Source organism: Ruegeria sp. BF6 (assembly GCF_056538665.1).
In genome coordinates this window covers 18265-42617 of record NZ_JBQFTN010000001.1, presented here as the reverse complement: position 1 = coordinate 42617, position 24353 = coordinate 18265, and the positions used below count along the sequence as shown (strand labels likewise).

Annotated in this window: 22 protein-coding genes and 2 pseudogenes; 8 read left to right on the top strand and 16 right to left on the bottom strand. The window is 57.8% G+C overall.

The window, feature by feature from the left end; translation table 11 throughout:
- Position 1 precedes the first annotated feature (1 nt).
- Positions 2-331 carry a sarcosine oxidase subunit delta gene (locus tag ACR0IM_RS00210; RefSeq protein ID WP_480597076.1) on the bottom strand — a complete coding sequence of 110 codons (330 nt, stop codon included), beginning with the start codon at positions 329-331 and terminating at the stop codon, positions 2-4.
- Between the two features lie 77 nt (positions 332-408).
- Complete coding sequence (locus ACR0IM_RS00205; RefSeq protein WP_480597073.1) at positions 409-1653, bottom strand: sarcosine oxidase subunit beta family protein; 1245 nt, start codon at positions 1651-1653, stop codon at positions 409-411.
- A 195-nt stretch (positions 1654-1848) separates the two neighbouring features.
- On the opposite strand from ACR0IM_RS00205, the gene ccmI reads away from it, so the two are divergent.
- The 3 genes from ccmI to ACR0IM_RS00190 are packed head-to-tail and all read left to right on the top strand — an operon-like array spanning position 1849 to position 3786.
- On the top strand, positions 1849-3075 hold the full coding sequence (gene ccmI, locus ACR0IM_RS00200; protein WP_480680501.1) for a c-type cytochrome biogenesis protein CcmI: 1227 nt from the start codon (positions 1849-1851) through the stop codon (positions 3073-3075).
- A complete protein-coding gene (ruvX, locus tag ACR0IM_RS00195) occupies positions 3072-3536 on the top strand; it encodes a Holliday junction resolvase RuvX (RefSeq protein ID WP_480597069.1) in 465 nt (154 codons plus the stop codon). Before ccmI ends, ruvX begins: the two co-directional genes overlap by 4 nt.
- A 16-nt stretch (positions 3537-3552) precedes the next feature.
- Positions 3553-3786, top strand: a complete 234-nt coding sequence (locus ACR0IM_RS00190) for a DUF1289 domain-containing protein (protein ID WP_480597066.1) — start codon at positions 3553-3555, stop codon at positions 3784-3786.
- Between the two features lie 239 nt (positions 3787-4025).
- On the opposite strand, the gene ACR0IM_RS00185 is transcribed toward ACR0IM_RS00190, so the two are convergent.
- From ACR0IM_RS00185 to ACR0IM_RS00155, 7 genes and pseudogenes are all read right to left on the bottom strand, one after another.
- Positions 4026-4754, bottom strand: coding sequence for a SpoIIAA family protein (locus ACR0IM_RS00185; protein WP_480597063.1), 729 nt, complete (start codon positions 4752-4754; stop codon positions 4026-4028).
- Positions 4755-4790: 36 nt separating this feature from the next.
- Positions 4791-5573, bottom strand: coding sequence for a hypothetical protein (locus ACR0IM_RS00180; protein WP_480597061.1), 783 nt, complete (start codon positions 5571-5573; stop codon positions 4791-4793).
- A complete protein-coding gene (locus ACR0IM_RS00175; protein ID WP_480597059.1) occupies positions 5570-6394 on the bottom strand; it encodes a sulfite exporter TauE/SafE family protein in 825 nt (274 codons plus the stop codon). Before ACR0IM_RS00175 ends, ACR0IM_RS00180 begins: the two co-directional genes overlap by 4 nt.
- Positions 6395-6421: 27 nt before the next feature.
- On the bottom strand, positions 6422-7417 hold the full coding sequence (dusA, locus tag ACR0IM_RS00170; RefSeq protein WP_480680500.1) for a tRNA dihydrouridine(20/20a) synthase DusA: 996 nt from the start codon (positions 7415-7417) through the stop codon (positions 6422-6424).
- 530 nt (positions 7418-7947) lie between these two features.
- Positions 7948-9831, bottom strand: a complete 1884-nt coding sequence (locus ACR0IM_RS00165) for an SLC13 family permease (RefSeq protein ID WP_480596308.1) — start codon at positions 9829-9831, stop codon at positions 7948-7950.
- A gap of 370 nt (positions 9832-10201) precedes the next feature.
- Positions 10202-10703: pseudogene (locus ACR0IM_RS00160) on the bottom strand (IS6 family transposase); the annotation flags it as partial.
- Positions 10704-10880: 177 nt separating this feature from the next.
- Positions 10881-11348 carry an Lrp/AsnC family transcriptional regulator gene (locus ACR0IM_RS00155; RefSeq protein WP_480596374.1) on the bottom strand — a complete coding sequence of 156 codons (468 nt, stop codon included), beginning with the start codon at positions 11346-11348 and terminating at the stop codon, positions 10881-10883.
- Positions 11349-11498: 150 nt separating this feature from the next.
- Between ACR0IM_RS00155 and ACR0IM_RS00150 the strand changes: the two genes are divergently transcribed.
- From ACR0IM_RS00150 to lpdA, 5 genes are read left to right on the top strand one after another with little or no spacing between them, the layout of a single operon-like run.
- Positions 11499-12572 carry a Leu/Phe/Val dehydrogenase gene (locus tag ACR0IM_RS00150; RefSeq protein ID WP_480680499.1) on the top strand — a complete coding sequence of 358 codons (1074 nt, stop codon included), beginning with the start codon at positions 11499-11501 and terminating at the stop codon, positions 12570-12572.
- Positions 12569-13804 carry a thiamine pyrophosphate-dependent enzyme gene (locus ACR0IM_RS00145; protein WP_480680498.1) on the top strand — a complete coding sequence of 412 codons (1236 nt, stop codon included), beginning with the start codon at positions 12569-12571 and terminating at the stop codon, positions 13802-13804. Before ACR0IM_RS00150 ends, ACR0IM_RS00145 begins: the two co-directional genes overlap by 4 nt.
- Before the next feature lie 3 nt (positions 13805-13807).
- The gene (locus tag ACR0IM_RS00140) at positions 13808-14821 is read left to right on the top strand and encodes an alpha-ketoacid dehydrogenase subunit beta (protein ID WP_480680497.1); all 1014 of its coding nucleotides are present in this window, start codon (positions 13808-13810) and stop codon (positions 14819-14821) included.
- Between the two features lie 3 nt (positions 14822-14824).
- On the top strand, positions 14825-16081 hold the full coding sequence (locus ACR0IM_RS00135; protein WP_480680496.1) for a dihydrolipoamide acetyltransferase family protein: 1257 nt from the start codon (positions 14825-14827) through the stop codon (positions 16079-16081).
- On the top strand, positions 16082-17443 hold the full coding sequence (lpdA, locus tag ACR0IM_RS00130; protein ID WP_480680495.1) for a dihydrolipoyl dehydrogenase: 1362 nt from the start codon (positions 16082-16084) through the stop codon (positions 17441-17443).
- A 118-nt stretch (positions 17444-17561) separates the two neighbouring features.
- Here lpdA and ACR0IM_RS00125 read toward each other — a convergent pair.
- The 7 genes and pseudogenes from ACR0IM_RS00125 to ACR0IM_RS00095 form a co-directional block, all read right to left on the bottom strand.
- Positions 17562-18016: pseudogene (locus ACR0IM_RS00125) on the bottom strand (DDE-type integrase/transposase/recombinase); the annotation flags it as partial.
- A gap of 15 nt (positions 18017-18031) precedes the next feature.
- On the bottom strand, positions 18032-18949 hold the full coding sequence (locus ACR0IM_RS00120; protein ID WP_480680494.1) for a hypothetical protein: 918 nt from the start codon (positions 18947-18949) through the stop codon (positions 18032-18034).
- 9 nt (positions 18950-18958) lie between these two features.
- Complete coding sequence (locus tag ACR0IM_RS00115) at positions 18959-20272, bottom strand: TRAP transporter large permease (RefSeq protein ID WP_480596322.1); 1314 nt, start codon at positions 20270-20272, stop codon at positions 18959-18961.
- 4 nt (positions 20273-20276) lie between these two features.
- Positions 20277-20810: a TRAP transporter small permease gene (locus tag ACR0IM_RS00110; RefSeq protein WP_480596324.1), complete on the bottom strand. Its 534-nt coding sequence runs from the start codon at positions 20808-20810 to the stop codon at positions 20277-20279.
- Between the two features lie 65 nt (positions 20811-20875).
- Positions 20876-21853 (bottom strand): TRAP transporter substrate-binding protein, encoded by a 978-nt coding sequence (locus ACR0IM_RS00105; protein ID WP_480596326.1) that lies wholly within the window; start codon positions 21851-21853, stop codon positions 20876-20878.
- A 50-nt stretch (positions 21854-21903) separates the two neighbouring features.
- Positions 21904-23154, bottom strand: a complete 1251-nt coding sequence (locus ACR0IM_RS00100; RefSeq protein WP_480680493.1) for an NAD(P)/FAD-dependent oxidoreductase — start codon at positions 23152-23154, stop codon at positions 21904-21906.
- On the bottom strand, positions 23151-24284 hold the full coding sequence (locus ACR0IM_RS00095; protein ID WP_480680492.1) for an enolase C-terminal domain-like protein: 1134 nt from the start codon (positions 24282-24284) through the stop codon (positions 23151-23153). Before ACR0IM_RS00095 ends, ACR0IM_RS00100 begins: the two co-directional genes overlap by 4 nt.
- Positions 24285-24353 lie beyond the last annotated feature (69 nt).

The window sequence follows — 24353 nt, the reverse complement described above, 5'->3', positions numbered from 1 at the left end:
ATCAGGAAAACTCTCTCCATGTCCATCCCGGACGTTTGGCGGTGATGGCGTCCTTGATCTCTTGCGGCGGCTCAGTGGTTTGGGCCGAGTACGTGCCGAACACTTCCAGAGTGTTCGTGCAGCGGGCGGCGTGGAACCACTTGCCGCAGCCATTCGCATGGCGCCAGCGTTCAAAGTGAACACCTTTGGGGTTTTCACGCATGAACAGGTAATCGTGGAAATCGTCATCCGACGAGCCTGGACCGAAGCGCTTCAGATGCGCCTCACCACCAGCGGCCAGTTCGGTTTCTTCGGCATCAACGCCGCAATACGGGCAATTCAGGATCAGCATATGGTCATCCTTTTTGGCGGTCGGTCGGCACATGGGCCGACCTGAATTTTGTTAGCTGGCCACCTTGGGCAGAGCCCTTAGTGTGCCACCCCGGCGGCAACGCTCTCGTCGATGAAGCGGCCTTCTTTGAAGCGGTCCATCGAAAAGGCCTCGGTCAGCGGTGAATGGCCGGTGGCCATCAGCTGTGCCATGCCCCAACCGGACCCCGGGATTGCCTTGAAGCCACCGGTACCCCAGCCGCCGTTGATAAAGCAGCCCTGCAGCGGTGTTTTCGACAGGATGGGCGAGCGGTCGCCGGTCATGTCCACGATCCCGCCCCACTGGCGCAGCATCTTCAGGCGCGAGATCATCGGGAAGGTCTCGACCAGTGCGCGGACGGTTTCCTCGATGTGGTGGAAGCTGCCGCGCTGGGTGAAGTTGTTGAACCCGTCGGTGCCGCCGCCGATCACCATCTCGCCCTTGTCGGACTGAGACATGTATCCGTGCACGGTGTTGGCCATCACGACCACGTCCATGCAAGGTTTGATCGGCTCGGACACCAGCGCCTGCAGCGCGATCGCCTCCAGCGGCAGACGGAAGCCCGCCATCTCGGCCAACTGACCGGAATGGCCCGCGACCACGATGCCCAGCTTGTCGCAGTCGATGGCACCTTTGGTGGTGTCAACGCCGACAACCCGGCCGTTATCCGAACGGATGCCTTTGACTTCGCACTGCTGGATGATGTCCATCCCCATGGCCGAACACGCACGTGCATATCCCCAGGCCACGGCGTCGTGACGGGCGGTGCCACCGCGTTCCTGCCACAGCGCGCCCAGAACCGGATAGCGCGGGCCGTCGATGTTGATAATCGGCACCAACTGCTTCACGCGCTCGGGGCCGATCCACTCGGTCTTGACGCCTTGCAGAGCGTTGGCGTGCGCCGTGCGCTGGTAGCCGCGAATTTCGTGCTGGGTCTGGGCCAGCATCATGACACCGCGCGGGCTGAACATGACGTTATAGTTCAGATCTTGGCTCAAATCTTCATATAGGCCGCGCGCTTTTTCGTAGATCGCTGCCGACGGATCCTGCAGGTAGTTCGACCGGATGATGGTCGTGTTCCGGCCGGTGTTACCGCCGCCCAGCCAGCCTTTTTCGATGACGGCAACGTTCTGGATGCCGTAATTCTTGCCAAGGTAATAGGCGGTCGCCAGACCATGCCCCCCAGCGCCAACGATGATGACGTCATAGCGTTTCTTGGGTTCGGGTGAGCGCCACGCGCGCTCCCACCCGGTGTGATAGCGCAGGGCCTCCCGCGCCACAGCAAAGGCTGAGTAGTGTTTCATGAGCGAATCCATCCGGTTCGGTGATTGGCGCAGGTATGCCGCGTGCGGACAGTTTAGCCCTGCCACACAACGCCACAATATCGAACTATTGCGACATCCGCCCGATTATTGCGACATGACGTCCTCGCGCGGCCATTTGCCCCTTTTTTCGCCCCGCCGAGAGGTCTAAGTCAGGGCAGCCATATCGGAGTAGCTATGTCGTTCCTGGTCGTCACAATTTTAACCGCGCTGCTGACGGCGCTGATCTTGGGCCTGTCTTTGCTGCGTGGTCGCAAAACACGCGAACCCGCAGCGGCATATGACCTGCGCGTTTATCGTGAACAGTTGGCTGGCGTTGACAAGGATTTGGCGCGCGGTGTGATCGGCGAGGCCGATGCCGAACGGGTCCGTACTGAAATCTCGCGTCGCATTCTGGCCGCAGACGCACAGATGCAGGCCGGAACCAAACAGGCCGGGGCACCGGTATGGGCCACCATTGCCGCCTTTGTTGTCATAGCTATGATCGTAGTGGGCGGCGGTGCTGAAATGTACCGCCAGATGGGTGCCGCCGGTCTTCCGGATCAGCCTCTGTCCCTGCGCAAGGAACAGGCCGAAGCTCTGCGTGCCGACCGCCCCAGCCAGGCCGAGGCCGAAGCCGCAGCGCAACCCGCCGAGTTGCCGCAGCTGGACGAAAGTTATGCCAATCTTTTGGGGCAATTGCGTGACACTGTTGCAGAACGCCCGGACGACCTGCAGGGCCATATCCTGCTGGCGCAGCACGAGGCGAATGCAGGCAATTTTCCGGCCGCTTACAAAGCACAGAAACGCGTGATTGAACTGTCCGGCGATGAGGTTCCGGCCGATGCATATTCGCATTTGGCCGAGATGCTGATCCTGTCCGCGGGCGGCTATGTGTCGCCCGAGGCGGAAGAGGCGCTGAAGCAGGCACTGCAGCGCGACCCGCGTCATGGTCCGGCCCAGTATTATTTGGGGCAGATGATGGTTCAGATCGGGCGCCCCGACGTTGGATACCGAGTCTGGGTCGATGCCCTGCGCGATGCTCCTGCCGGCGCACCATGGGCGGAGGCCATCCGCGCGCAACTGGACGAGCTGGCCTTCCGCGCGGGTGTATTCAACGCGCCGGACATCCCCGCCCCCGCTGCCACCGGTCCCAGTCAGGATGATGTTGATGCCGCCGCCGCGCTGACTCCGGAAGAGCGGCAAGAGATGATCAGGGGCATGGTCGACCAACTGTCTGAACGCCTTGCCAGCGAAGGTGGCTCGCCCGAGGAATGGGCCCGTCTGATCGCAGCCCTTGGCGTTTTGGGCGAAGGTCAACGCGCCATCGATATCAAAAACGAGGCGATGGAAGTCTTTGCAGGTAACGCCGATGCTCTTGAACTGATCGACGCCGCCGCATTACAGGCCGGGATCGCACAATGATCCACGACGCGTTCGAGGAATTCGCAACCGCGCTGCCGCCGACGACCGCGCTTATGGGGCTGGATCTAGGGGAAAAAACCATTGGCGTGGCGGTGTCGGACCGAATGCGCGGCGTGGCCAGCCCTCTGGAAACCGTGCGGCGCAAGAAATTCACGCTGGATTCCGCCCGCCTGCTTGAAATCATCGCCGACCGCGAGATCGGTGGCGTCATCCTCGGCCTGCCGAAAAACATGGACGGAACCGAAGGCCCCCGCTGCCAATCGACCCGCGCCTTTGCCCGCAACCTGTCGCGCCTGACCGAAGTTTCGATCGGTTTCTGGGACGAGCGGCTCAGCACCGTTGCGGCCGAAAAAGCGCTTTTAGAGGCGGATACGACACGAAAACGTCGCGGAGAGGTTATCGATCACGTTGCCGCAGGCTATATTCTGCAAGGAGCGCTGGATCGGCTGCGCTTTCTGTAACGGACGGAGTACGCCAATGACCGACATGGTTTGGAAAAGGAACGAGGTTGAAAGCCCGTGCGTCCAAATCTGTGTCGTACACCCGACCGAACGCATCTGCACCGGCTGCTTTCGCACGATTGATGAGATTTCGCGCTGGTCCAAAATGGACAGCACCGAACGTGCAGAAATCATGGATCAACTGCCCTCGCGCAAACCCCGTCTGGCCAAGCGCCGCGGTGGTCGTTCCGCGCGTGTGAATAACACTTAACTATTTCTGGAAATCCGTCTGGACTGAACCTGCGCCGCTGCAGGCTGGTAAGAACTTCGAGGGGGACAAGTTCGAACACTTGTGGTGAGTGAGTGGCAGTCCACAGCGGCGCGCTTCAGAATTTGCGTCCTTCCGAAGTGGTACGGCGGAAGAACACGCTCTGTGTAGTCATTTTTTGACCAACCAGTCAAGAATAAGGCGGCTTACCCTCACGTCAGTTTAAGCCTCCCTTTACCGCCTCATCCGGCGGCAAGCCAGGATTTGGCGTTTTCGATCTCTTCCGAGGGAAAGAACTGGGTGCGCGTCCCCAGAATATGGCTGGCCGCTTTCTGCGCGATATGCTGCCAGGTTTTGTCCCCCACGATGGCGGCGCGGTTCAACAACCCGGCGTGTTTGCGCACCAATTGGAAGTGTGACGCCAGCGCCGTAAGTCCCTGCCAGCCATCGAATTCGCGCAGATCAACCAGCAACCGAAAACCGTTTTTGCCGACCAGCAGATTGTCCAGATCCAGCTCGGCGCGCGCATATTCCTCAGGGTCCAGCTTTCCCAGCAGGCTGACCTGAACACAGGGGCTGCCCAGGTCGATTACATGGATGGCTCCCAATGACTCGCGCATCCAGCGGCGTGCGGCCTCCAGTTCCGACAGTTCGAAGACCTGAACCGGGCATGGCAGGATCGGAGAAGCCAGACGGATACCGGTCTGCACCCAGCCCTGATCCGCAGCCACGGCTATCCGGTCGAACCCACGCCAATGGCTGAGACCCAGCTTGGTGTCCGCCCAAGCAGCGCCCAGGTCGTAGCCTTTGAACTCGGGCTGAACCACGGCTAGCAGGCGCACCGTGTCATTGTCGGCCAGCGCGGACTCAATCGCGGGAACCAGAACTTCACTGTAATCTTTGCTGGTCACTTCGCCGGACAGCTCAACCTCGAGCAGCGCGCCGTCGGAATTTCTGTGGACCGTAATCATCTGGCAAAGCCTCCAAACCGTAATAATGGCAGGACGTTAGGCGGATTCGATCCATTCGGCTACTCCCCCAGCGCATTCTGGGCGGAAATAGGCGATCATCCGTCCATCCGGCCCGGCCGATGCATGCGCACCCCACGGTGCCACCCCATGCAAGCAATGACGATGCAGCAGATAGGCCTCGCCAGGTTTGGCGGGCAGTTCGATGCGCGTGCAGGTATCAAACACCTCGCGCCTGGCCGCCTGATAAATGTCGGTGATATCGACCTGATGCAGGCTGTCGTCGGGATGACTGTCCAATGCACGGGCAAACGCGGCGCGCAGGACTTGGTGGCTGCCCTCCCACAACACCAGCGGTGCAGCATCCACGCTGGCGTCCGTAAGGGGAATGCCCAGTATCCAGGCATGAGGCTCATCCACTCGCCGACGACGGTCCGGCCCCATCGGGCGCAACCCATCCACATGCGCCGCGTCCCGTTTCAGGCGATACCGCGCTGCGCTTTCGCTTTCACCCCGCCGAGGCTGCGGATAGCCGGGATAGATCACCGAGACCTGCCCCTTGTGCAACGGCAGCTCTCCGTACTGTTGAGTGATGTAGTCCATGGCCTGCCCGGACAGAGCGCCTGACTGCCCGACCCGACCTTGAATGTCGTTGTCCAATGCGTCCACACCGATGAACCACGTCCCTTCACAATCCATCCATTGTGCATGGGTCGGGTCAGTGACAGAGGCGCGGGCCGCCAGCAAAGCGTGCCCCACCCAATCCGCCAGCACGGGGTCGTAGGGAAACTTGATCCAGCCCTTTTCGTGAAAATCGCTCATAATCCCAGCGCCTTTCGTAACATGTTCAGGGCGACCAGCGTCAGGAACACTGCAAAGACGCGCTTGAGCGGTTTGGGGTCCATGGCGTGGGCCAGCTTCACCCCCCAGGGCGCGGTGATCATGGTCATGGCGACGACAATAGCAAAGGCAACCAGATTGACCGCACCGATGGTCAACGGTGGGCGGTGTTCCGGTGCGATATCCAGGAACAGAAAGCCCAGAACAGAAGGAACCGCGATAATCACGCCGAACCCGGCTGCCGTGGCCACAGCGCGGTGGATCGGCGTGTTGAACAGGCTCATCAGCGGCACACCGAAACTGCCACCTCCGATCCCCATCAGCACCGACAGAAAGCCCACTGATGGGGACAGCACCGCGCGGCGGATGCCCTTGGGCATTGCATCACCCAGCCGCCACTCGGATTTTCCCAACCCAAGATAGGCCCCGATGACCATCCCAAGAATACCGAACAGCGCCTGCAGCGCCTCGGTCCGCAGCGCCGTGGCCACAAGCACGCCAATAATTGCGCCCACGGCAATGCCCGGCCCCCAGCCGCGCAGAATATCCCAGTCCACCGCGCCTTTCTTGTTATGCGCCAGCACGGAACGAATCGAGGTTACAATGATCGTCGCCAAAGACGTCGCCAGACACAGCTGCATCAGCTGTGGGCCGCCATATCCAAGCGTCTGGAACGCATAGAAAAACGCGGGTACCAGCACGATTCCACCGCCAACGCCCAGCAATCCGGCCAGCACTCCGGCCAGCGCCCCGATCACAAGCAATAGGCCCAGCATCTGGGCCAGCAACATCGTCTCGGGCATCTTTCCCCCTTACCGATCTTCGTTCCTTCAAACCTCGGCCAAAGGCGCCACGTGCTCCAGCGCCCGCAGCATCACTTCGGGGCCAGCGCCCTCATGTACTGCGCCTTCGGACAAGGCTCGCCGCCACGCCCGCGCGCCGGGACGCCCGGCGAACAGGCCCAGCATATGACGGGTGATCTGATGCAACCGCCCCCCATCGGCAAGGTGGCTTTCGACATAGGGCACCATTTTTTGAACAACTTCAGTCGGGTCAGTCACTTGCCCTGTTCCGAAGATCACAGTGTCAGCCTCGGCAAGAATATCGGTCGGCTGGTGATAGGCGGCTCGCCCGATCATGACGCCATCCAGCCCCGCATCGAGATGCGTTCGCGCCTCATCCAGCGAAACAACGCCACCGTTGATCGAGATATGCATATCAGGAAACGCCGCCTTCATCCGGAGCACCAGATCATAGTCCAGGGGCGGAATATCCCGGTTCTCTTTCGGGCTGAGCCCCTGCAGCCATGCCTTGCGCGCGTGGATTGTCACCCGCTGGCACCCCGCGGTACGGATCTGTTCCAGAAACGCGGGCAGCACCTCTTCGGGGTTCTGTTCATCCACGCCGATGCGACATTTCACGGTTACGTCGACATCCACCGCTTCCCGCATTGCGGAGACACATTCCGCCACCCGCCCCGGCATTTTCATCAGTACCGCCCCAAACGTACCGGATTGCACCCGATCCGAGGGGCAACCGCAATTCAGGTTGATCTCGTCATAGCCCGCATCCGCCCCAAACCGCGCCGCCTGTGCCAGTTCCTGCGCGTCGGAACCACCCAGTTGCAGCGCAACCGGGTGCTCTTGTGGGTTGTAGTCCAACAGGTGCATCGCGCCACCCCGCACCAGCGCCGGAGCCGTTACCATTTCGGTATAGAGTAAGGTTTGTCCACTCAGTAGCCTGTGCACGTAGCGGCAGTGGCGGTCGGTCCAATCCATCATGGGTGCCACGCTTAAACGCGCCGCTTTTTGTGCGTTATCTTTCAAAGCGTTAACTCCATGCACTTCTAAATGTCGTGTAGCACGATTTCCTCGGATTTCACGGCGTTTCCGGGGGTTTTCGATTCGAGCGTGCTACGGTGTAGCACATCCGGAGAGCACAAACAGCGGCTCGATTGCTGCTGGTTCCTGAGCCTGGCACCCCCTTTCCCTTCCTTCCGTTGCCCCCCGGAAATCGGCTATAAAACCCCGAATATTTTTGGGTATTCGAACCGGCTTCCCCATCACCGAAACCAAGATGGGACGTATTCCATGACCAAACTCAACGACAGCACGCAGCGCCTTCTCGCGGCCATTTCTGCTCAGAATGCCCGCCAACCCGCAACGGCTCAGAATGCTCTCGAAAGCCGGGAGTCCACCTTCGGAAGGCTGCCAACGAGAGGCCTTGCACCGATATAATCGCTTAAGCTCGGGGTTGGTTATTAAGTGTTTGAATGGTGATCGTTTAGTCATGCGCAGAGGCTGCGGAGGCACTCTGCCCGGCTCAAGAGGCCTTCTGACAAGACCGATCAGGATGTTCAGTAAATCACGTTGAGCATCAGCAGGGAAACCACCAGGAACAGAACGGTCATAACGCCTCCGGATCGCACAAAGTCCATTACCTTATAACCCGCCGGCCCCATAATCAGTGCGTTTACCTGATGGGTGGGTATGATGAAGCTGTTCGAGGTCGAAATCGCAACAGTTAGCGCAAAGACGGCTGGGTTACCGCCAGCGGCTACCGCAATCGAAACGGCAAGAGGCACAAGCAGGACAGTGGCTCCGACATTTGACATAACCAGTGAAAACGTCGTGGCCAGTATCGCGACGCCAGCTTGAAGCGCCCAAATGGGCCAACCGTTCAAAATGATCATGATTTGCTGGGCGATCCACGCCGCAGTACCAGTATTTTGCACCGCTTGTCCCAGCGGTATAAGGCATGCCAGCAGAAAAACCGTGTTCCATCCCACCGCTCGATACGCCTCATCGACACTGAGTACACGCGTGAGCATCATTCCGGCTGCACCTGTCAGAAGGCAAAGGGATAAACGAACGTCGGTAAACAGTATCAGTGACAGCGAAATCGCAAAAAAGGCCAAAGCCCAACCGACCTTCTGTGGTCGCAATTCATCTTGCGGAAAATCCGTTGTCACGACCACAAAGTCAGGGTCCCGTTTAATCCGCATCAGGTTGTCCCACCTTGTATGTGCAACAAGCATGTCACCAGCGTGAAATTCTTCTAGCCCGATCTGAGTGGACTCATGCGTTTCAGTCTCTACATGGCTGAGCGTTTCTTCTCCTCGGTGAATAGCGAGCAGTGACATGCCATATGTCTTGCGAAACAAAAGCTCGCGGGGGCATTTCCCGATCAGCTTGCTGTCAGGTGTCACAACGACTTCGGCTATTCCAGCATTTGTTGGTGCAAATTCTTCGACGAAGATATCCAGTTCAGGTAGAACAGTCAGATCGAATTTTTCTGCGAACTGCTCGACAACCAGGCGATTTCCTATGATGGCAAGCCTGCACGGGGCAGCGATCTCGGCCGTCAGGACCTGGACCATAGAAGTTTTGCCGCGATAAAATGTGGATATTATGTAGAGATGGTTTTCATGGTTTATGTCAGCCAGTATCTGCCCAACCAGCGGGCTCTTTTCCGGCACGATTACCTCGAAAACATCCGCCTGCAACCCGTAAACCCGCTGCAGGTATTCCTGCGTACCTTGCCCTGTGCCTGTATTTTCAGATCCGGCATCTCCGGGCAGTACCCAGCGTCCCAACAGCAGAAAGTACCCGATCCCGGTCAGGATTAAGACCGCACCGATTGGCGTCACCGAGAAGAGGCCGAAAGGTTGAATTTTCTGGCCTTCGGGCAGGCCCTCATTTGCAGTTTGGACCAGGTCGTTCAACAGGATCAGCGGAGATGAGCCAACCATTGTCATCGTGCCGCCAAGGATTGCGCAAAACCCCATGGGCATCAGCAGGCGGGATAGGGGTATTCCGGACCTCGAGGAAATGCGGCTGACGACTGGCAGAAACAACGCAGCCGCCCCGACATTCTGCATGAATGAAGAAATAACCCCGACCGTACCTGAAACGATCGGCAATACCCGGTTTTCAGCTGTGCCACCATATTTGAGAATGACCGCAGCAACCTTGTTCATGATACCGGTTTTGTCCAAACCAGCACCGACAATCATGACCGCGATTATAGAAATCACAGCGTTCGAAGCGAATCCATCGAACAGGTGCGTAACATCCGCAAGATTCTCAAGCCCCGGTGCGTAGCTGAGAAGACCGACGAGAACCAGAACCAGTATGGCTGAGAGGTCAATTCTGACAATTTCTGAAACGAACAGGAAGACGGTGAAGGCTAACAACACGCAAACCACACCCATTTCAAACGTAAAGGCAACTTGTTCCACGGATTTCACCGAGACTTTTGTTTTTTGGTTATTGTGAACACCTAAACTATCGCGCTTGCGCTGTCATGATGTTTCGTTTTTCGCAATAAAAACGAAACAAAGTTTCGAGACTTGACCGCCGATTTTGGTGAACTGCCAACCAAATACAAGATGCGATCTGATTTAGTAGTTTCTGAAGCTGCTTCAGTCTGGATCGGTGTAGTAATCGCCACCCAGTTTAAGCAAAGCAAACGAAGGAACCGAACTCAACGCAATCTGCCTTTTGCGGACAATACCCAAGCGCCGGGATGCTGCTTCGCAACTGATCCAAAGCAGACGGTGCTGTCAGGCAAATTTGAACCAACCTCAGCCAGGCCAGTAGAGCTGTCCTTTAGCCCGCGCCAAGTTGACGCCACTCGGCCAGAACGGCGGCGCGGTTCAGCTTGAAAGTGTCTCGGCTGGTGAAAGATCTTTCCTGGTTGAGATGGTTGAAGACGGAGGAGTGTACTGCGGCAAATTTCTGCAAACTTCGCATGTGCCTGAAATGCTCCATTGCGAATTCTCTTCGTCAGAACGGCAAGTGTGAGTTCTCAACTCGATTGTTGAGCCGCCTGCTCGTTTGCTGTTTTTCCCTGACACCAAGCTCTCTGAGCGCGCGCGATATGACGCGAAGCGATCTGAAACGATTTCACCAGCAGTATCGTGTCGACTCATCAATTGTATGAAGAATTTCAATGCCGCTCGCTTGTTTCGATGTTTTGGGGCCACGGAATCGAGAACCTCGCCCCGTGATCAACGGCGTGACACAGGTAGCGCCGTTCGCCATTGATCTTCACAAACACTTCGTCGAAGTGCCACTTCCACTTTGAGTATACCCGCAATTGCTGCACTGCAGCTTCCACGAACCAGGTCTTAAAGAAGGGTTTGTCGAGCGCGAAGTTCATCAATCTCCCTATGAGTTGCTTAAGTTAAGTCGAACCTCGCGCATTCGAAAACTAACCCGTCAATTTGATCTGTGACGCAAAGGTGTCTTGTCCCTTTGAGCAGCCGAGTCTTACCGATCCCGACCTTCAATACGGGATGCGCGCCCGGCTGATGAATTGACGCAGCGCGAACCGTGAACGCACCACGCGTAAGCCCGGCAACCGCATTAGTTTTGTCTGTAGGAACGTTTCAAACTCTTCCAGGCTTTCAACTGCAACTTCCAACAGGAAATCCTGCGCGCCGGTCATCAACGTTCCGGTCACTACCTCGTCAAACAGCGCGACCTGGCGCTGAAAGTCTGCCACTTTCTCTGCGTCCTGCCTCTCGAGTTCGACCGAGACGAAAGCCGTGATCGGAAAGCCCGCCGTTTTACGGTCGATGCGGGCGCTGTAACCCGAGATAAGCCCGGATTCCTCAAGACGCGCCAACCGGCGTTTGCAAGGTGTGGCGGACAGGCCAATGCGTTCCGAAAGTTGGACCAATGACATACGCCCGTCTTCTTGCAGTGCACGAAGAATCTCTCGATCTACTTGATCTGTAGTGTAAGGCACTATGAAACCTAATTTTTGTAGTGTAATCCACCAAGTTTGCTTTAGAATACCCTGGATAAGCGGTTTTTCAACCCAGCGCAGGATAATAGGCTGGAAGAAATGATCCTAACGGATCGAAGTGATTACGCCCCGCCCTTCTAAAAAAGAGAAACCATGCCCCTGATCATCACGGAAGAAACCCCGCCACCCGGATATGAGCGCCTGATCTTTGCTGAGGATGCCAGTAGCGGGTTACAGGCCTATATCTGTTTGCACTCAACAGTTTGCGGCCCGGCGGCGGGAGGCTGCCGAATGTGGGCTTACGAGAGCCGGGAAGCTGCTCGTGAAGACGTGTTGCGGCTGGCACGCGGCATGACCGCCAAGAATGTTATGGCCGGACTCGGGCTGGGCGGTGGCAAATCGGTGATCATTGGCAATGCCCGTAAAGACAAAACCCCGGCAATGCTGCGCGCCTTTGGTCGCGCGGTCGACGCGCTGGAGGGGCAGTACTATACCGCCGAAGATGTGGGTTTCTCACCCGAAGACATTCGGATTGTGGCCGAGGAGACGGATTTCGCAGTTGGCCTCGAAGGTGGGGAGCATGGCAGCGGTGACCCTTCCCCCTTTACCGCCGAAGGGGTTTTTCAGTGCCTGAATGTCGGCGCAAAAGACGTATTCGGGAGCGACGATCTGACCGGGCGTCGCGTGCTGGTTCAGGGATTGGGCCATGTGGGGATGAGCCTGGCGGAAAAACTGCATGCCGCAGGTGCCTCGCTGATCGTGTCAGACATCAATCAAGCCGCGCTTGACCAGGCCCGCGACCGGCTGCGTGCAGATATCTGCCCTGTGGATCAAGTATTTGACGCACAGATGGACATTTTTGCGCCCTGTGCTCTGGGTGGCATTCTGACCCATGACAGCGCGCAGAGACTGACGGCGCGTCTGGTCTGTGGCGCGGCCAACAACCAACTTGCTGAAGACGCGGTTGCCGAAACCCTTGGCGCGCGCGGAATTCGCTATCTGCCCGATTATGTGGTCAATGCGGGTGGCATCATCAGCGTGGCAGGTGAAATACACAAGGTAGGTGAGGCATATCGCCAGGCCAGGCTCAAGGAGGTCGCCACGCGAATTGCAGAGATCCTCGCAACCTCGAAACGCACCGGCCAATCGACCACAAAGGTCGCCGCCCAGATAGTCGATGAAACTCTAAATAACGTCCGTGACCGCCGCCAAGAGGGTGCAGCATGAGCGAAAAAACCAAACCGCTGTCGTTGAACGTTCCTGAACCGGGCTGCCGACCAGGCGATACACCGGATTTCTCGGATTTCGAAATTCCCCGAGCGGGCGAGGTTCCGCGGCCGCCGGTCGACGTGGCGGCGGATGACATTCGTGACATGGCTTTTTCGATTGTTCGGGTTCTGAACAAAGAGGGACAGGCCGTCGGTGAATGGGCAGGGGCAATGACGCCTGATGAACTGCGTACCGGCTTGCGCCATATGCTGACCCTACGCGCTTTTGACAAGCGCATGCTGATGGCGCAACGCCAGGGCAAGACAAGTTTCTATATGCAGCACCTGGGCGAAGAGGCGATCAGCTGTGCCTTTGCTCGTGCGTTGCAACCCGGTGACATGAATTTCCCGACATATCGTCAGGCCGGACTACTGGTTGCAGTAGACTATCCGATGCTGACGATGATGAACCAAATCTATTCCAATGCCGATGACCCGCTGCACGGTCGTCAGTTGCCAATCATGTACACTTCGAAAGAACACGGGTTCTTTTCGATCTCAGGCAATCTGGGCACGCAATTTGTGCAATCGGTGGGCTGGGCCATGGCCTCAGCCATTTCTGGGGATACCAAGATCGCCGCCGGTTGGATTGGCGACGGCTCAACCGCGGAAAGCGATTTTCATGCGGCGATGGTGTTTGCTTCCACATACAAAGCGCCGGTGGTTCTGAACATCGTCAACAACCAATGGGCTATCTCGACCTTCCAGGGCATCGCGCGGGGTGGTGTCGGCACATTTGCCGCGCGCGGCCACGGGTTTGGTATCCCCTCGCTTCGTGTCGATGGCAACGACTATCTGGCCGTTCACGCAGTCGCCAAATGGGCCGCCGAGCGCGCGCGTCGGGGGTTGGGCCCAACCTTGATTGAGTATGTGACTTACCGCGCGGGCGGGCATTCTTCGTCGGACGATCCTTCGGCCTACCGTTCGGGTGAGGAAGCCAGCGCCTGGCCGCTCGGCGATCCGATAGAACGCCTGAAGAAGCATCTGATCACGATCGGCGAATGGTCCGACGAGCGCCATACACAGGCTGAGGCCGAAATCATGGATGAGGTCATTGCGACGCAGAAACAGGCCGAAAGCGTCGGTACCCTGGGCGACGGCAAGGCTCCATCGCCCCGTGACATGTTCGAGGGTGTTTATGAAACAATGCCGCCGCATCTGGTCCGGCAGCGCCAGCAGGCGGGGTATTGAGAGATGGCTCAAATGACAATGATAGAAGCCATTCGTGATGCCCATGACGTGGCTATGGCCGCCGATGACCGTGTGGTGGTGTTCGGCGAGGATGTAGGGTTTTTCGGGGGTGTTTTTCGTTGCACCGCCGGTTTGCAGGAAAAATACGGCAAGAGCCGCTGCTTTGATGCGCCGATCAACGAAAGCGGCATCGTCGGCACCGCAATCGGTATGGCCGCCTATGGTCTGAAGCCGGTGATCGAGATTCAGTTCGCCGATTATGTTTATCCCGCCTATGACCAGATCGTGAGTGAGGCCGCGCGTTTGCGCCACCGCTCGAACGCCGACTTTACCTGCCCGCTTGTCATCCGCATGCCCACGGGTGGTGGAATTTTCGGCGGCCAGACCCACAGCCAGAGCCCGGAGGCGCTGTTCACCCATGTGTCGGGCCTCAAGGTGGTGATGCCGTCAAATCCGGTGGATGCCAAGGGTCTGTTGCTTGCTTCGATCGCTGATCCTGATCCGGTGATTTTTCTGGAACCAAAGCGACTTTATAACGGGCCGTTTGACGGGCACCATGACAAGCCGCTGACAACTTGGAAAAAACATGCCCAAGGCGACGTACCCGAAGGGGATGAAATCGTGCCCCTGGGCAAGGCAAAGGTCACCTGTGAAGGGGCGGACGTGACCGTGTTGGCCTACGGGACCATGGTTTTCGTGGCCGAGGCCGCCGCAAAAGAAACCGGCATTGACGCCGAGGTAATCGACCTGCGGACACTCATGCCATTGGATTTGGAAACTATCACCGCCTCGGTCAAGAAAACCGGTCGCTGCGTGATTGTGCATGAAGCCACGCGCACTTGCGGTTTTGGCGCCGAGCTGCTGAGCCTTGTGCAGGAGGAGTGTTTCTATCACCTCGAAGCACCAATTATCCGGGTCACCGGTTGGGACACACCTTATCCGCATGCCCAGGAATGGCAGTATTTCCCGGGCCCAATGCGGGTGGGTGAAGCCCTCAAAACCGTCATGGAGGACTGAACCATGGGCGTACATATCATCCGTCTTCCGGACATCGGCGAGGGTATCGCCGAAGCCGAATTGACCGAATGGCAGGTCAAGCCTGGCGATATAGTCAGGGAAGACGATATTCTGGCTGTGGTGATGACCGACAAGGCCGCAGTCGAAGTGCCTTCATCCGTCGCTGGCAAGGTTTTGGAATTGGGTGGGGAGATCGGCGAGTTGATGGCCGTTGGCGCCACTCTGATCCGCATTGAAGTCGACGGAGAGGGCAACGAAGGCGATGCGCCTGCCGTGGCCGAGGCGACCGACGTTGAGCCGGAACCTGAACCAGATCCGAAGGTCGAGCCCAAGCCTGAACCCGCAAAAGCACCCGAACGGGCCGCACCTGCGGTGGCGCGCGCCCAAGGCACCAAGCCGCTGGCCTCACCCTCGGTACGCGCTCGTGCCCGTGAAGAAGGCATCGACTTGCGCCAGGTGCCGGGGTCCGGTCCGGCCTCGCGGATCAGCCACAACGATCTGGATCAGTGGATTGCTTCGGGCGGCATTCAGCAGGGTCAGATCACCCGTGGCGCCAATACCGGCATTGAAGAGGTGCGCGTCATCGGCATGCGCCGCAAGATTGCCGAAAAAATGCAGCTTTCGAAACGCCAGATCCCGCATATCACCATCGTTGAAGAGGTCGAAATCGAGTCTCTCGACGCCCTGCGGGTGGCGCTGAATGACAAGTACAAGGGCCACAGGCCAAAGCTGACAATGCTGCCGTTCCTGATGCGCGCGATTGTTGAAGCGGTGCGCGAACAGCCCGGATTGAACGCCCGTTTCGATAATGAGGCCGGCGTCATCCATCGCCATGGTGGCGTGCATGTGGGCATCGCCACCCAGACGCCAAACGGGCTGAACGTGCCGGTAATCCGCCACGCCGAAGCGGGTAGCCTTTGGGACAATGCCGCCGAGTTGACCCGCCTGGCCGAGGCTGCCCGCGAGGGCACGATCAAGCGCGAGGAATTGCAGGGCGGTACCATCACCATAACCTCGCTCGGGCCGCTGGGTGCGTTGGCCACCACACCGATCATCAATCATCCCGAGGTAGCCATTGTGGGTGTCAACAAGATGCAGATCCGCCCGGTTTGGGATGGTCAGCAGTTCCAGCCGCGCAAGATGATGAACATCTCGTGCAGCTTCGATCATCGTGTGGTCGACGGCTGGGACGCGGCTGTCTTCGTGCAGAAACTGAAATCCCTGCTGGAAACCCCGGCCATGTTGTTTGTGGAGGGCTGAATGTCGGACCTGAAATGTAAGCTGCTGATCATCGGCGCTGGTCCCGGCGGCTATGTCTGCGCCATTCGTGCGGGTCAGTTGGGCATCGACACGATAATAGTCGACGAGGCCGATCCCGGCGGCACCTGTCTGAATGTGGGCTGCATCCCCTCTAAGGCGCTGATCCACGCGGCCGACGAGTTTCACCGGATCACAGCGGTCAATGACGGCCCGCTGGGCATCACCGCTGCCGCCCCAAAAATCGACCTCGCCAAGACCGTCGCCTGGAAGGACGGTATCGTCCGACGGTTGAATACCGGTGTCTCGGGTCTGATGAAAAAGGCTGGCGCGAGGTTTGTTTCAGGCCGTGCTCGGTTTTTGGACGGCAAGACGGTGTCGGTCACAGATACCGAGGGAGAAAGCCGCGAAATCAGCGCCGAATATATCGTCATCGCCACAGGCTCGGCCCCTGTTGAACTGTCCTCACTGCCATTTGGCGGCGATATACTGTCCTCAACCGAGGCGCTGGCGCTGGGCGACGTACCTGAAAGCCTTGCCGTTGTTGGCGGCGGGTACATAGGGCTGGAACTGGGCACGGCCTTTGCCAAACTGGGCACCAAGGTCACAGTTGTAGAGGCCGAGGCCCGTATACTGCCCACCTATGACAAACCGCTGACCGAACCGGTGACGAAACGTCTGTCGGCACTGGGTGTCACGGTCATGACCGACACCAGGGCGCAAGGCTTTTCCGATGGTGTTTTGGCCACGGATCAGGGCAATGTTGCCGCCGACAAGGTGCTGGTGACCGTTGGTCGCCGCCCACGCACCCATGGTATCGGGGTTGGGGAACTGTCGCTTACAATGGACGGTCCGTTCATTCGGATCGACGAGACCTGTCAGAGTTCGATGCGGGGCATCTATGCAATCGGGGACGTTACAGGCGAACCCATGCTCGCCCATCGCGCCATGGCGCAGGGCGAAATGGTCGCCGAACATATCGCGGGCCACACCGTCGCGTGGGACAAACGCGCGATTCCGGCAGTCTGCTTCACCGACCCCGAGATCGTTACCTGTGGCGCTCTGCCCGGCGAGATTGACGGCACAAACGCAACCGATTTTCCGATGGCGGCCAATGGCAGAGCCATGACATGCGAACGTGAAGACGGATTTGTCCGCGTGGTCTGGCGCGAAACCGACCATGCTGTTGTGGGCATTCAGGCTGTCGGCGCGCAGATGTCGGAGCTGTCGGCTGCGTTCTCGATTGCCATCGAAATGGGTGCCTGCCTTGAGGACATCGGCGCAACCATCCACGCCCACCCGACCCAGTCCGAAGGCCTGCAAGAAGCTTGTCTGAAGGCTCTGGGTCAAGCCCTGCATATCTGAAGTTCAGGCGGAAACTCTGCCAGCTCGCCTTCGGTCGGGCTGACCTCTTCTGGCTGTGTTCTGTCAGACAAATTCGAACCAGCCTCAGCTCGGCCTGTAGAGCTGCCCTATAGGCCGCGCCAAGTTCACGCCACTCGGCAAAAGCTGCGGACCGTATCAGCTTGAAAGTGTCTTGGCTGGCAAGAGATCTTTCCTGGTTGAAGAAGGAGGAATGTACTGCGGCAAATATCTGCCAACTTCGCAAGTGCCTGAAACGCTGCATTGCGTATTCGCTTCGCCGGAACGGCAAGTGTGAATTCTCAACTCGATTGTTGAACCGCCTGACCGTCATTTGTTTTTCCTTGGCACCAAGCTCTCTGGTCGCGGTGCGATATGGCGCAAAACGACTTGAACCGACTTCACCGGCAGCACCGTGGCGCCTCATCAGTTTTTCTTCTTTCCACCCACTTGTTTCGGCGTTTTGGTGACCACGGCTTCCAGCACCTCGCCCTCATGATCGACGGCACGCCAAAGGTAGTGCCGTTCGCCATTGTTCTTCACAAACACATCGTCGACATGCGGTCTCGATTTTGATTGCGTGCTATATGATCACGTACAATACATCCGGCGCATGACCAAAGGCGTCAGGTACATCGGAATCTGATAGGCACCGATAAACACCATGATCGGCGCCGTGACCTCGGGCGGCAGAGCCACGAAGAACAATGCAATGTTGCGATTTCCGGCGATCAGAGACACTGCGGTCGCTTGAGCCGGACGCAAGCGATTGCGTGCAAGTCGTAAGGTGGCGATCTGAGCGCCAAAATTCAAGAAACAGGCGAAGGCGATCCAGAACCCGGCAAGCCACGGATCATTCAACGCCGTTGTGCTGACCGACGGCATCAAGCCAATGACGAAAACTGCCAACGTGATCGCAGCCAACCCTTCAAGTTTCAACAGCGTTGTTTGCGAAGGATTGCTTAGAAGGGTCAGGCGCAGCCCGACGGCAACAAGCGTCACGATAGAAATCGTCAGAAACAGCTTTAACGCAGCCTTCAGGACCGCCGATAAATCTCCAAGCTCAGGCATAAGCCAGAAAACCGGCAGAGCCGTCAGGGGCAACGCGGCTGTCCCGACCACAACCAGACGCATCGCGTGCTCGGCGGGATACCCCATCATCATACAAAGGTTCGGACTGCCTGAGATCGAGGGCGCGGCGGTCATGATCAGCAATGACAAAATGACCGCCGTTCCCGTCCATCCCCCGGCAATCGCTATTGCGAGAACGGCAAGTGGCATTAGAACCTGAAACCCGACAACTGTTGTTGTGACCTGACGCAGATCCGCCAAAGATCCCAGAATGGCCGCTGGCTCCATCCGTAGAATGGTCACGAACAACAGAAGAGCAACTAGAGGCGGGAGCAAAGGCCGCATTGGCTCGGCCAGTCCCGGCAGCAACAACCCCACGACCAGTCCAGAGACCAGAACGTAAGGGCCATTTTGCGCCGCCCAGAGCAGCAGTTTCACTGCGCCACCTTACCCGCCCGGTGTCCCGCGCAGGTTTTCGGGCAACCACGTTGCGAGGTCAGGGAACCAGATCAGGATAAAAACCATCAGCACCATGATCAGGAACATCGGGATCGCGGCGCGGGCGATATAGCTCATCTCATGGTTTGTCATTCCCTGCATCACGAACAGATTGAACCCAATCGGCGGCGTAATCTGTGCCATTTCGACAACGACAACGATGAAGATACCGAACCAGATCAGGTCTATCCCGGCATCGCGGATCATCGGTTCAACCACCGCCATGGTCAGCACAACCGAGGAAATGCCGTCGAGGAAACAACCCAGAACGATGTAGAACACCAGCAGGACCATCAGCAGCTCGAACCGGGTCAGTTCCCACCCGGCGATCAGGTCGGCCAACCCACGTGGAAGGCCGGTAAAGCCCATTGAAAGCGACAGGAACGCTGCACCTGCAAGGATCAGCGCAATCATCGCACTGGTCCGAGTAGCGCCCATCAGACTTTCAGTGAAGGTCTTCCATGTCAGCGACCCCTGCCCTGCGGCCAACAGCAATCCTCCGATCACGCCAAAGGCAGCAGCCTCGGTCGCGGTGGCATAGCCAAGATACATCGAACCGATCACAACCACGATCAGCAAGATAACAGGCAACAGAAAACGAGAGTTCTTGAGCTTTTCGGAAAAGGTCAGCTTACCTTCCTGGTTCGGATTCCAGTCCTTGCCAAACTTGGAATAGATCGCGACATATCCCATGAACATCGCGGCCAGCACGAGGCCCGGCAGGATACCTGCAAAAAACAGCTTGGTGATCGATTCATTGATCGTAACGCCATAGACGATCAACGTCAGAGATGGCGGGATCATTAGGCCGAGCGTGGCCGCCCCCGTAAGAGTGCCAATGATCATACGCTCGGGGTACTTTCGCTTACGCAGCTCGGGGATCGACATCTTGCCGACCGTGGTCAGGGTGGCAGCGGAAGAGCCCGAGACGGCAGCGAATACCGTGCAGCCTACAATATTAGTATGCACCAGTCCGCCGGGCAGCGGAGCCATCCAAGGGGAAAGACCCTTGAACATATCCTCGGATAATCGCGTTCGATAAAGGATCTCGCCCATCCAGATGAACATGGGCAGCGCTGTCAGGGTCCAGGACGAGGACGCTGACCAGATGGTCGTGATCATAACGTCGCCCACGGGGCGGGTCGTGAACAACTCCATCCCGACCCAGGCAACGCCCATCAGGGCAAGACCGACCCAAACACCAGTTCCGAGGAGGGTAAAGAGAACAAAGAGGAAGAGTATGATGACAGACAGGTTTTCCATGCTCTTATTCCCCGTGGCTCTGATCAGCCAAATCGCGGACGATGCGGTGATCGCCCTTGAAGATGACGTGGATGAGGTGATCGGTCAGAGCGATTGCAAGGATCACGGCGCCGATCAGCATGGTGGATTGTGGAATCCAAAGCGCGGTTTTGTCCTGCCCCTGGCTAATATCGTTGAACTTCCAGCTCCAGTAGACGAAGCGATAGGCGTACCAGCAGAAGTACCACATAACCGCGGAGCCGATGGCAAAACACCAGATTTCAAGGATGCGCCGCGCGCCTTCCGGAACTGCGTTCAGCAAGATCGAAACACGGATATGGCTGCCGCGGTTCAACGCATTGGCAAAGGCAAGAAACGAGGCAGCTGCCATCGCATACCCAGCATAATCAGGTGCACCGGGAAAGACTTCTCCGGTCCAGCGCGCCAGCATCTGCACCACGATCAGCAACAGAATGGCAATCAGGCTGAGCGCCGCCAGAACTCCTGCTGCCAAATAGATGAAATCCAGTACGGACCGAAGCCCTCGCAATACCGCCATACCGTCCCCGTTAAGTTATGATTGGATGGGTTAAGGGCGGCGAAAAAACCGCCGCCCGCGTGCAGTTACTGCGACGAATTGAATGCATCGACGATGGCCTTGCCCTCGTCGCCTGCGGCTTCCAGCCATTCATTGGTCATGGTGACGCCGATTTCCTTCAGTTCCTGAACCATCTGATCGGACGCAGGACCAACGGTCATTCCACCATCGCGCAGACCTTGTAGCGTAAAGCCGGTGTATTCCTTGGCCCGCCAGTTGCCAGCGTATTCTGCCAGTTCCGCGCACGCTTTGATGACGTTCTTATTGGCGTCGGACACGCCAGACCAAATGTCGGAGTTCACCATCACGTAATTGCGCGGCAACCAGGCGTCGACCTCATAGAAATAGTTCAGGCTTTCCCATACCTTGCGGTCATAGCCGGTCGAACCTGAGGACACCATCGAGTCTGCAACTCCGGTGGCGAATGCCTGACTGATTTCAGCTGCTTCAATGGTCACCGGCAGCATCCCCGTCAGCTCGGCCAGACGCGAGGTCGCGTTATTATACGACCGGAATTTGATGCCTTCCATATCGGCGACCGAGTTCACCTCATTCTTGAAGTACAGCCCCTGCGGCGGCCACGGCACAGCGTAGAGTAGGGTCAGGTTCTGTTCTGCCAGCAGCTTTTCAAGCGAGGGTTTGGCGGCTTGCCACAACTTTTCGCTGTCATCGAAGGACGTGGCTAGGAACGGGATCGAGTCAAACCCGAACAACGCGTTTTCATTCTGGTGGCCGGACAGCAGGCGCTCCCCGATCGGAGCCTGCCCGGTCTGAATCGCGCGTTTGATGTCGGCGCCTTTGAACAACGAGCCCGAGGGATGCGTGACGATTTCGATCTCACCACCGGTGCCGGTGGTCACGCACTTGGCGAATTCCGCGCCCGTGGCCGAGTGGAAGTTTGACGCGGCATAGGCCATCGGCATGTCCCACTTCTCGGCTAGCGCAGGTGCGGCTGAGGCGGCCGTAAGGGCCGTCGCCGTCAGAAGGTTTGTTAGTTTTTTCATCACATTCTCCCTATTGAATATTGAGCTGCCATTTTGTCATCAGCCTATTATTATGTTGCGAAACGTGAGGGTGCGTAGACGCTCATATCGGCGTTCGGGGTTCTGCCCGCGATCATCTGTGCCAGAAGACGCCCAGTTTTGGGCCCGCCCGTCAGGCCGATATGATGGTGACCAAACCCCATGAACGCGCCGTCAATCCCCGGAACATCGCCGATGATCGGGATCGAGTCCGCCGGCGCCGGCCTGTGCCCCATCCATTCCACTTCCTCCTTCCATGTCACACCCGGAAGAGCCGCGCGCGCATTCTTGCGCATCAACTCGAACGGTGCGCGCGAGGGCGGAGCTTCCAACCCTCCGAACTCTACAATTCCCGCCAAGCGTATCCGCCCGTCCATAGGCGTGGCAACAAACTTGCCCGACGCGACCATAACCGGACTGCGCGGCATTGCAGAAGGGGCCACTAATTCAAGATGATAGCCTCGTTCGCTTTCAAGCGGGACAGAAATACCCAACCGTTTTGCCAAAGGCCCAGACCAAACTCCTGCCGTAATGATGGCTGTGTCGCATGGGATGGTTTCGCCATTCGCACGCACACCCGTGACGCGGCCCTTTTCACGCACGACATCTTCGACACAGGCGCGGATCACCCGGCCTCCGTTCGCCTCGACATGTGTGGCCAAGTCCTTCACATAGCGCCCAGGATCCGTGATATGTCCATGCTCAGACAGTTTGGCGGCGAAACCGATGTCCGGGCTGAAGACCGGGTCGTAGTCATGGAAAGCCTTGCCTTCCAATTCATCCCACTCAAACCCGTGCTTGCGCCGAATGCTCCAGCCGAAGGCATCTTCTTCGAATTGGGTGCGGTCATTGTAAAGGAACAGGTAATCTGACGGTACGATCCACTTTTCCGCAGCTGTGCCAGAAGCCAGAGCCTTGTGATCGTTCAAGCTGTCTCCAACTATCGGCGCAAGGGCCGCTGCAATCCGCGCGACATCATCGGCGTTTGCATGGCTTAAGTATTTTTTCAGCCACGGGATCAGCTTGGGCAGGTATCCCCATTTCAGGAACAGAGGCTGAGACGGGCTGAACAACATCTTTGGTGCCTTGCCCAAAAGGCCGGGAACTGTCACCGGCACGATGGAACAGGAGGCCAGAACCCCGCCATTACCATGCGAGGCTCCTTCACCCGGCCCGGCCTTGTCGATCAGGATCACATCGTGACCGTCACGCTGCAGCCAGACCGCTGCAGAGACGCCTACGATACCGGCGCCGATAATGGCTATGGTCTTTTTTTCGCTCATGCCGCCACGGCCTTGGCTGTGGCATAACGATTCAGCTTTGCTACATCGGGCCTGCCGCCCAACCCGGGCCCTGTAGGGACGACAACTTGGCCGTTTTTGATCTGAAATGGCTCTTCCAGAATATCCTCCTGCAGGAAATACGAGGCTTGATAGAACTCGCATCCAAGCGTGATTTCAGGGGTCGCCGCGATCATGTGGGTACCCGCCAGATGCGCAAGACCAGCCTCGAACATGTCGCCCCCATAGGCCATCAGACCATGCGCCGCTGCTATACGGGCGACCGTTTGGCCGCGTGTTAATCCACCCGATTTCATGATCTTCACCGACACACCGTCGCAAATCTTTTCACGCGCGGCGCGCTCCATATCTTCGGGGCCAAAGACGCTTTCATCAGCTAACAGAGGCACGTCGACCATCTGCCGCAACCTTGCCATCATACCGTAATGATGCGCGCGCACCGGCTGTTCGATAAAGTCCGGATTAAACTGGGCCGCGTCTCGCACCTGTGCCGGAGCTTCTTCGATATCGAGCCCTTGGTTATAGTCCACCCGTACCGAGAATTCCGGATAATTCTGCGCAATGTGCTCCAGTCGCATGATGTCGAACGCATGATCCTTGAACCCGGTCTTGAGCTTTACGATCCGAACGCCATCCTCCTTCAGCCGAGACATGAGATCGATATCCTGTGCAAACTCAGGGTTCGCAATCGAACAGCTGAGTGGAATCGCGTCGCGGCAGCGACCACCCAGCAGAGACCAGACCGGAACACCAGATACACGGCCAGCGAGATCCAGAAGAGCGGTTTCCAACGCTGCTTTGGCTTCGGTGCAATGCGCCACAGCGTACGCCGCACATGCCATGATTGCTGCGCGATCACCAATTTTTGCCCCCACAACAAGCGGTCGCAGATAGCGATCCAACGCTGCATAGCTGGCTTCGGGCGTGCCGGTGAACACTGACCACGGTGATGCCTCTCCGAACCCTTCTGATCCGTCCTCTGCCGTTAACCGCAGGACGACAATCTCGCAGGTGCCTTCCACAGAGCCAATTCCGTGGTCCCGCCGCGACGTAACCGGCAGCTTCAGATGCCACAGATCAAACCCAATGATTTTCTGGTTCAGATCGCTCATTTCATCCCCTGTTGATGAAAAGAAGCCTGCCTTGACCGGCATATCATTTCAAATACTATATATTTGAGC

What these genes read in the sequence shown, in the direction of transcription:
- ACR0IM_RS00210 (WP_480597076.1), bottom strand. Translation starts at nt 331, where the DNA reads ATGCTGATCCTGAATTGCCCGTATTGCGGCGTTGATGCCGAAGAAACC.
- ACR0IM_RS00205 (WP_480597073.1), bottom strand. Translation starts at nt 1,653, where the DNA reads ATGAAACACTACTCAGCCTTTGCTGTGGCGCGGGAGGCCCTGCGCTAT.
- ccmI (WP_480680501.1), top strand. Translation starts at nt 1,849, where the DNA reads ATGTCGTTCCTGGTCGTCACAATTTTAACCGCGCTGCTGACGGCGCTG.
- ruvX (WP_480597069.1), top strand. Translation starts at nt 3,072, where the DNA reads ATGATCCACGACGCGTTCGAGGAATTCGCAACCGCGCTGCCGCCGACG.
- ACR0IM_RS00190 (WP_480597066.1), top strand. Translation starts at nt 3,553, where the DNA reads ATGACCGACATGGTTTGGAAAAGGAACGAGGTTGAAAGCCCGTGCGTC.
- ACR0IM_RS00185 (WP_480597063.1), bottom strand. Translation starts at nt 4,754, where the DNA reads ATGATTACGGTCCACAGAAATTCCGACGGCGCGCTGCTCGAGGTTGAG.
- ACR0IM_RS00180 (WP_480597061.1), bottom strand. Translation starts at nt 5,573, where the DNA reads ATGAGCGATTTTCACGAAAAGGGCTGGATCAAGTTTCCCTACGACCCC.
- ACR0IM_RS00175 (WP_480597059.1), bottom strand. Translation starts at nt 6,394, where the DNA reads ATGCCCGAGACGATGTTGCTGGCCCAGATGCTGGGCCTATTGCTTGTG.
- ACR0IM_RS00150 (WP_480680499.1), top strand. Translation starts at nt 11,499, where the DNA reads ATGCCCCTGATCATCACGGAAGAAACCCCGCCACCCGGATATGAGCGC.
- ACR0IM_RS00145 (WP_480680498.1), top strand. Translation starts at nt 12,569, where the DNA reads ATGAGCGAAAAAACCAAACCGCTGTCGTTGAACGTTCCTGAACCGGGC.
- ACR0IM_RS00140 (WP_480680497.1), top strand. Translation starts at nt 13,808, where the DNA reads ATGGCTCAAATGACAATGATAGAAGCCATTCGTGATGCCCATGACGTG.
- ACR0IM_RS00135 (WP_480680496.1), top strand. Translation starts at nt 14,825, where the DNA reads ATGGGCGTACATATCATCCGTCTTCCGGACATCGGCGAGGGTATCGCC.
- lpdA (WP_480680495.1), top strand. Translation starts at nt 16,082, where the DNA reads ATGTCGGACCTGAAATGTAAGCTGCTGATCATCGGCGCTGGTCCCGGC.
- ACR0IM_RS00115 (WP_480596322.1), bottom strand. Translation starts at nt 20,272, where the DNA reads ATGGAAAACCTGTCTGTCATCATACTCTTCCTCTTTGTTCTCTTTACC.
- ACR0IM_RS00110 (WP_480596324.1), bottom strand. Translation starts at nt 20,810, where the DNA reads ATGGCGGTATTGCGAGGGCTTCGGTCCGTACTGGATTTCATCTATTTG.
- ACR0IM_RS00105 (WP_480596326.1), bottom strand. Translation starts at nt 21,853, where the DNA reads ATGAAAAAACTAACAAACCTTCTGACGGCGACGGCCCTTACGGCCGCC.
- ACR0IM_RS00100 (WP_480680493.1), bottom strand. Translation starts at nt 23,154, where the DNA reads ATGAGCGAAAAAAAGACCATAGCCATTATCGGCGCCGGTATCGTAGGC.
- ACR0IM_RS00095 (WP_480680492.1), bottom strand. Translation starts at nt 24,284, where the DNA reads ATGAGCGATCTGAACCAGAAAATCATTGGGTTTGATCTGTGGCATCTG.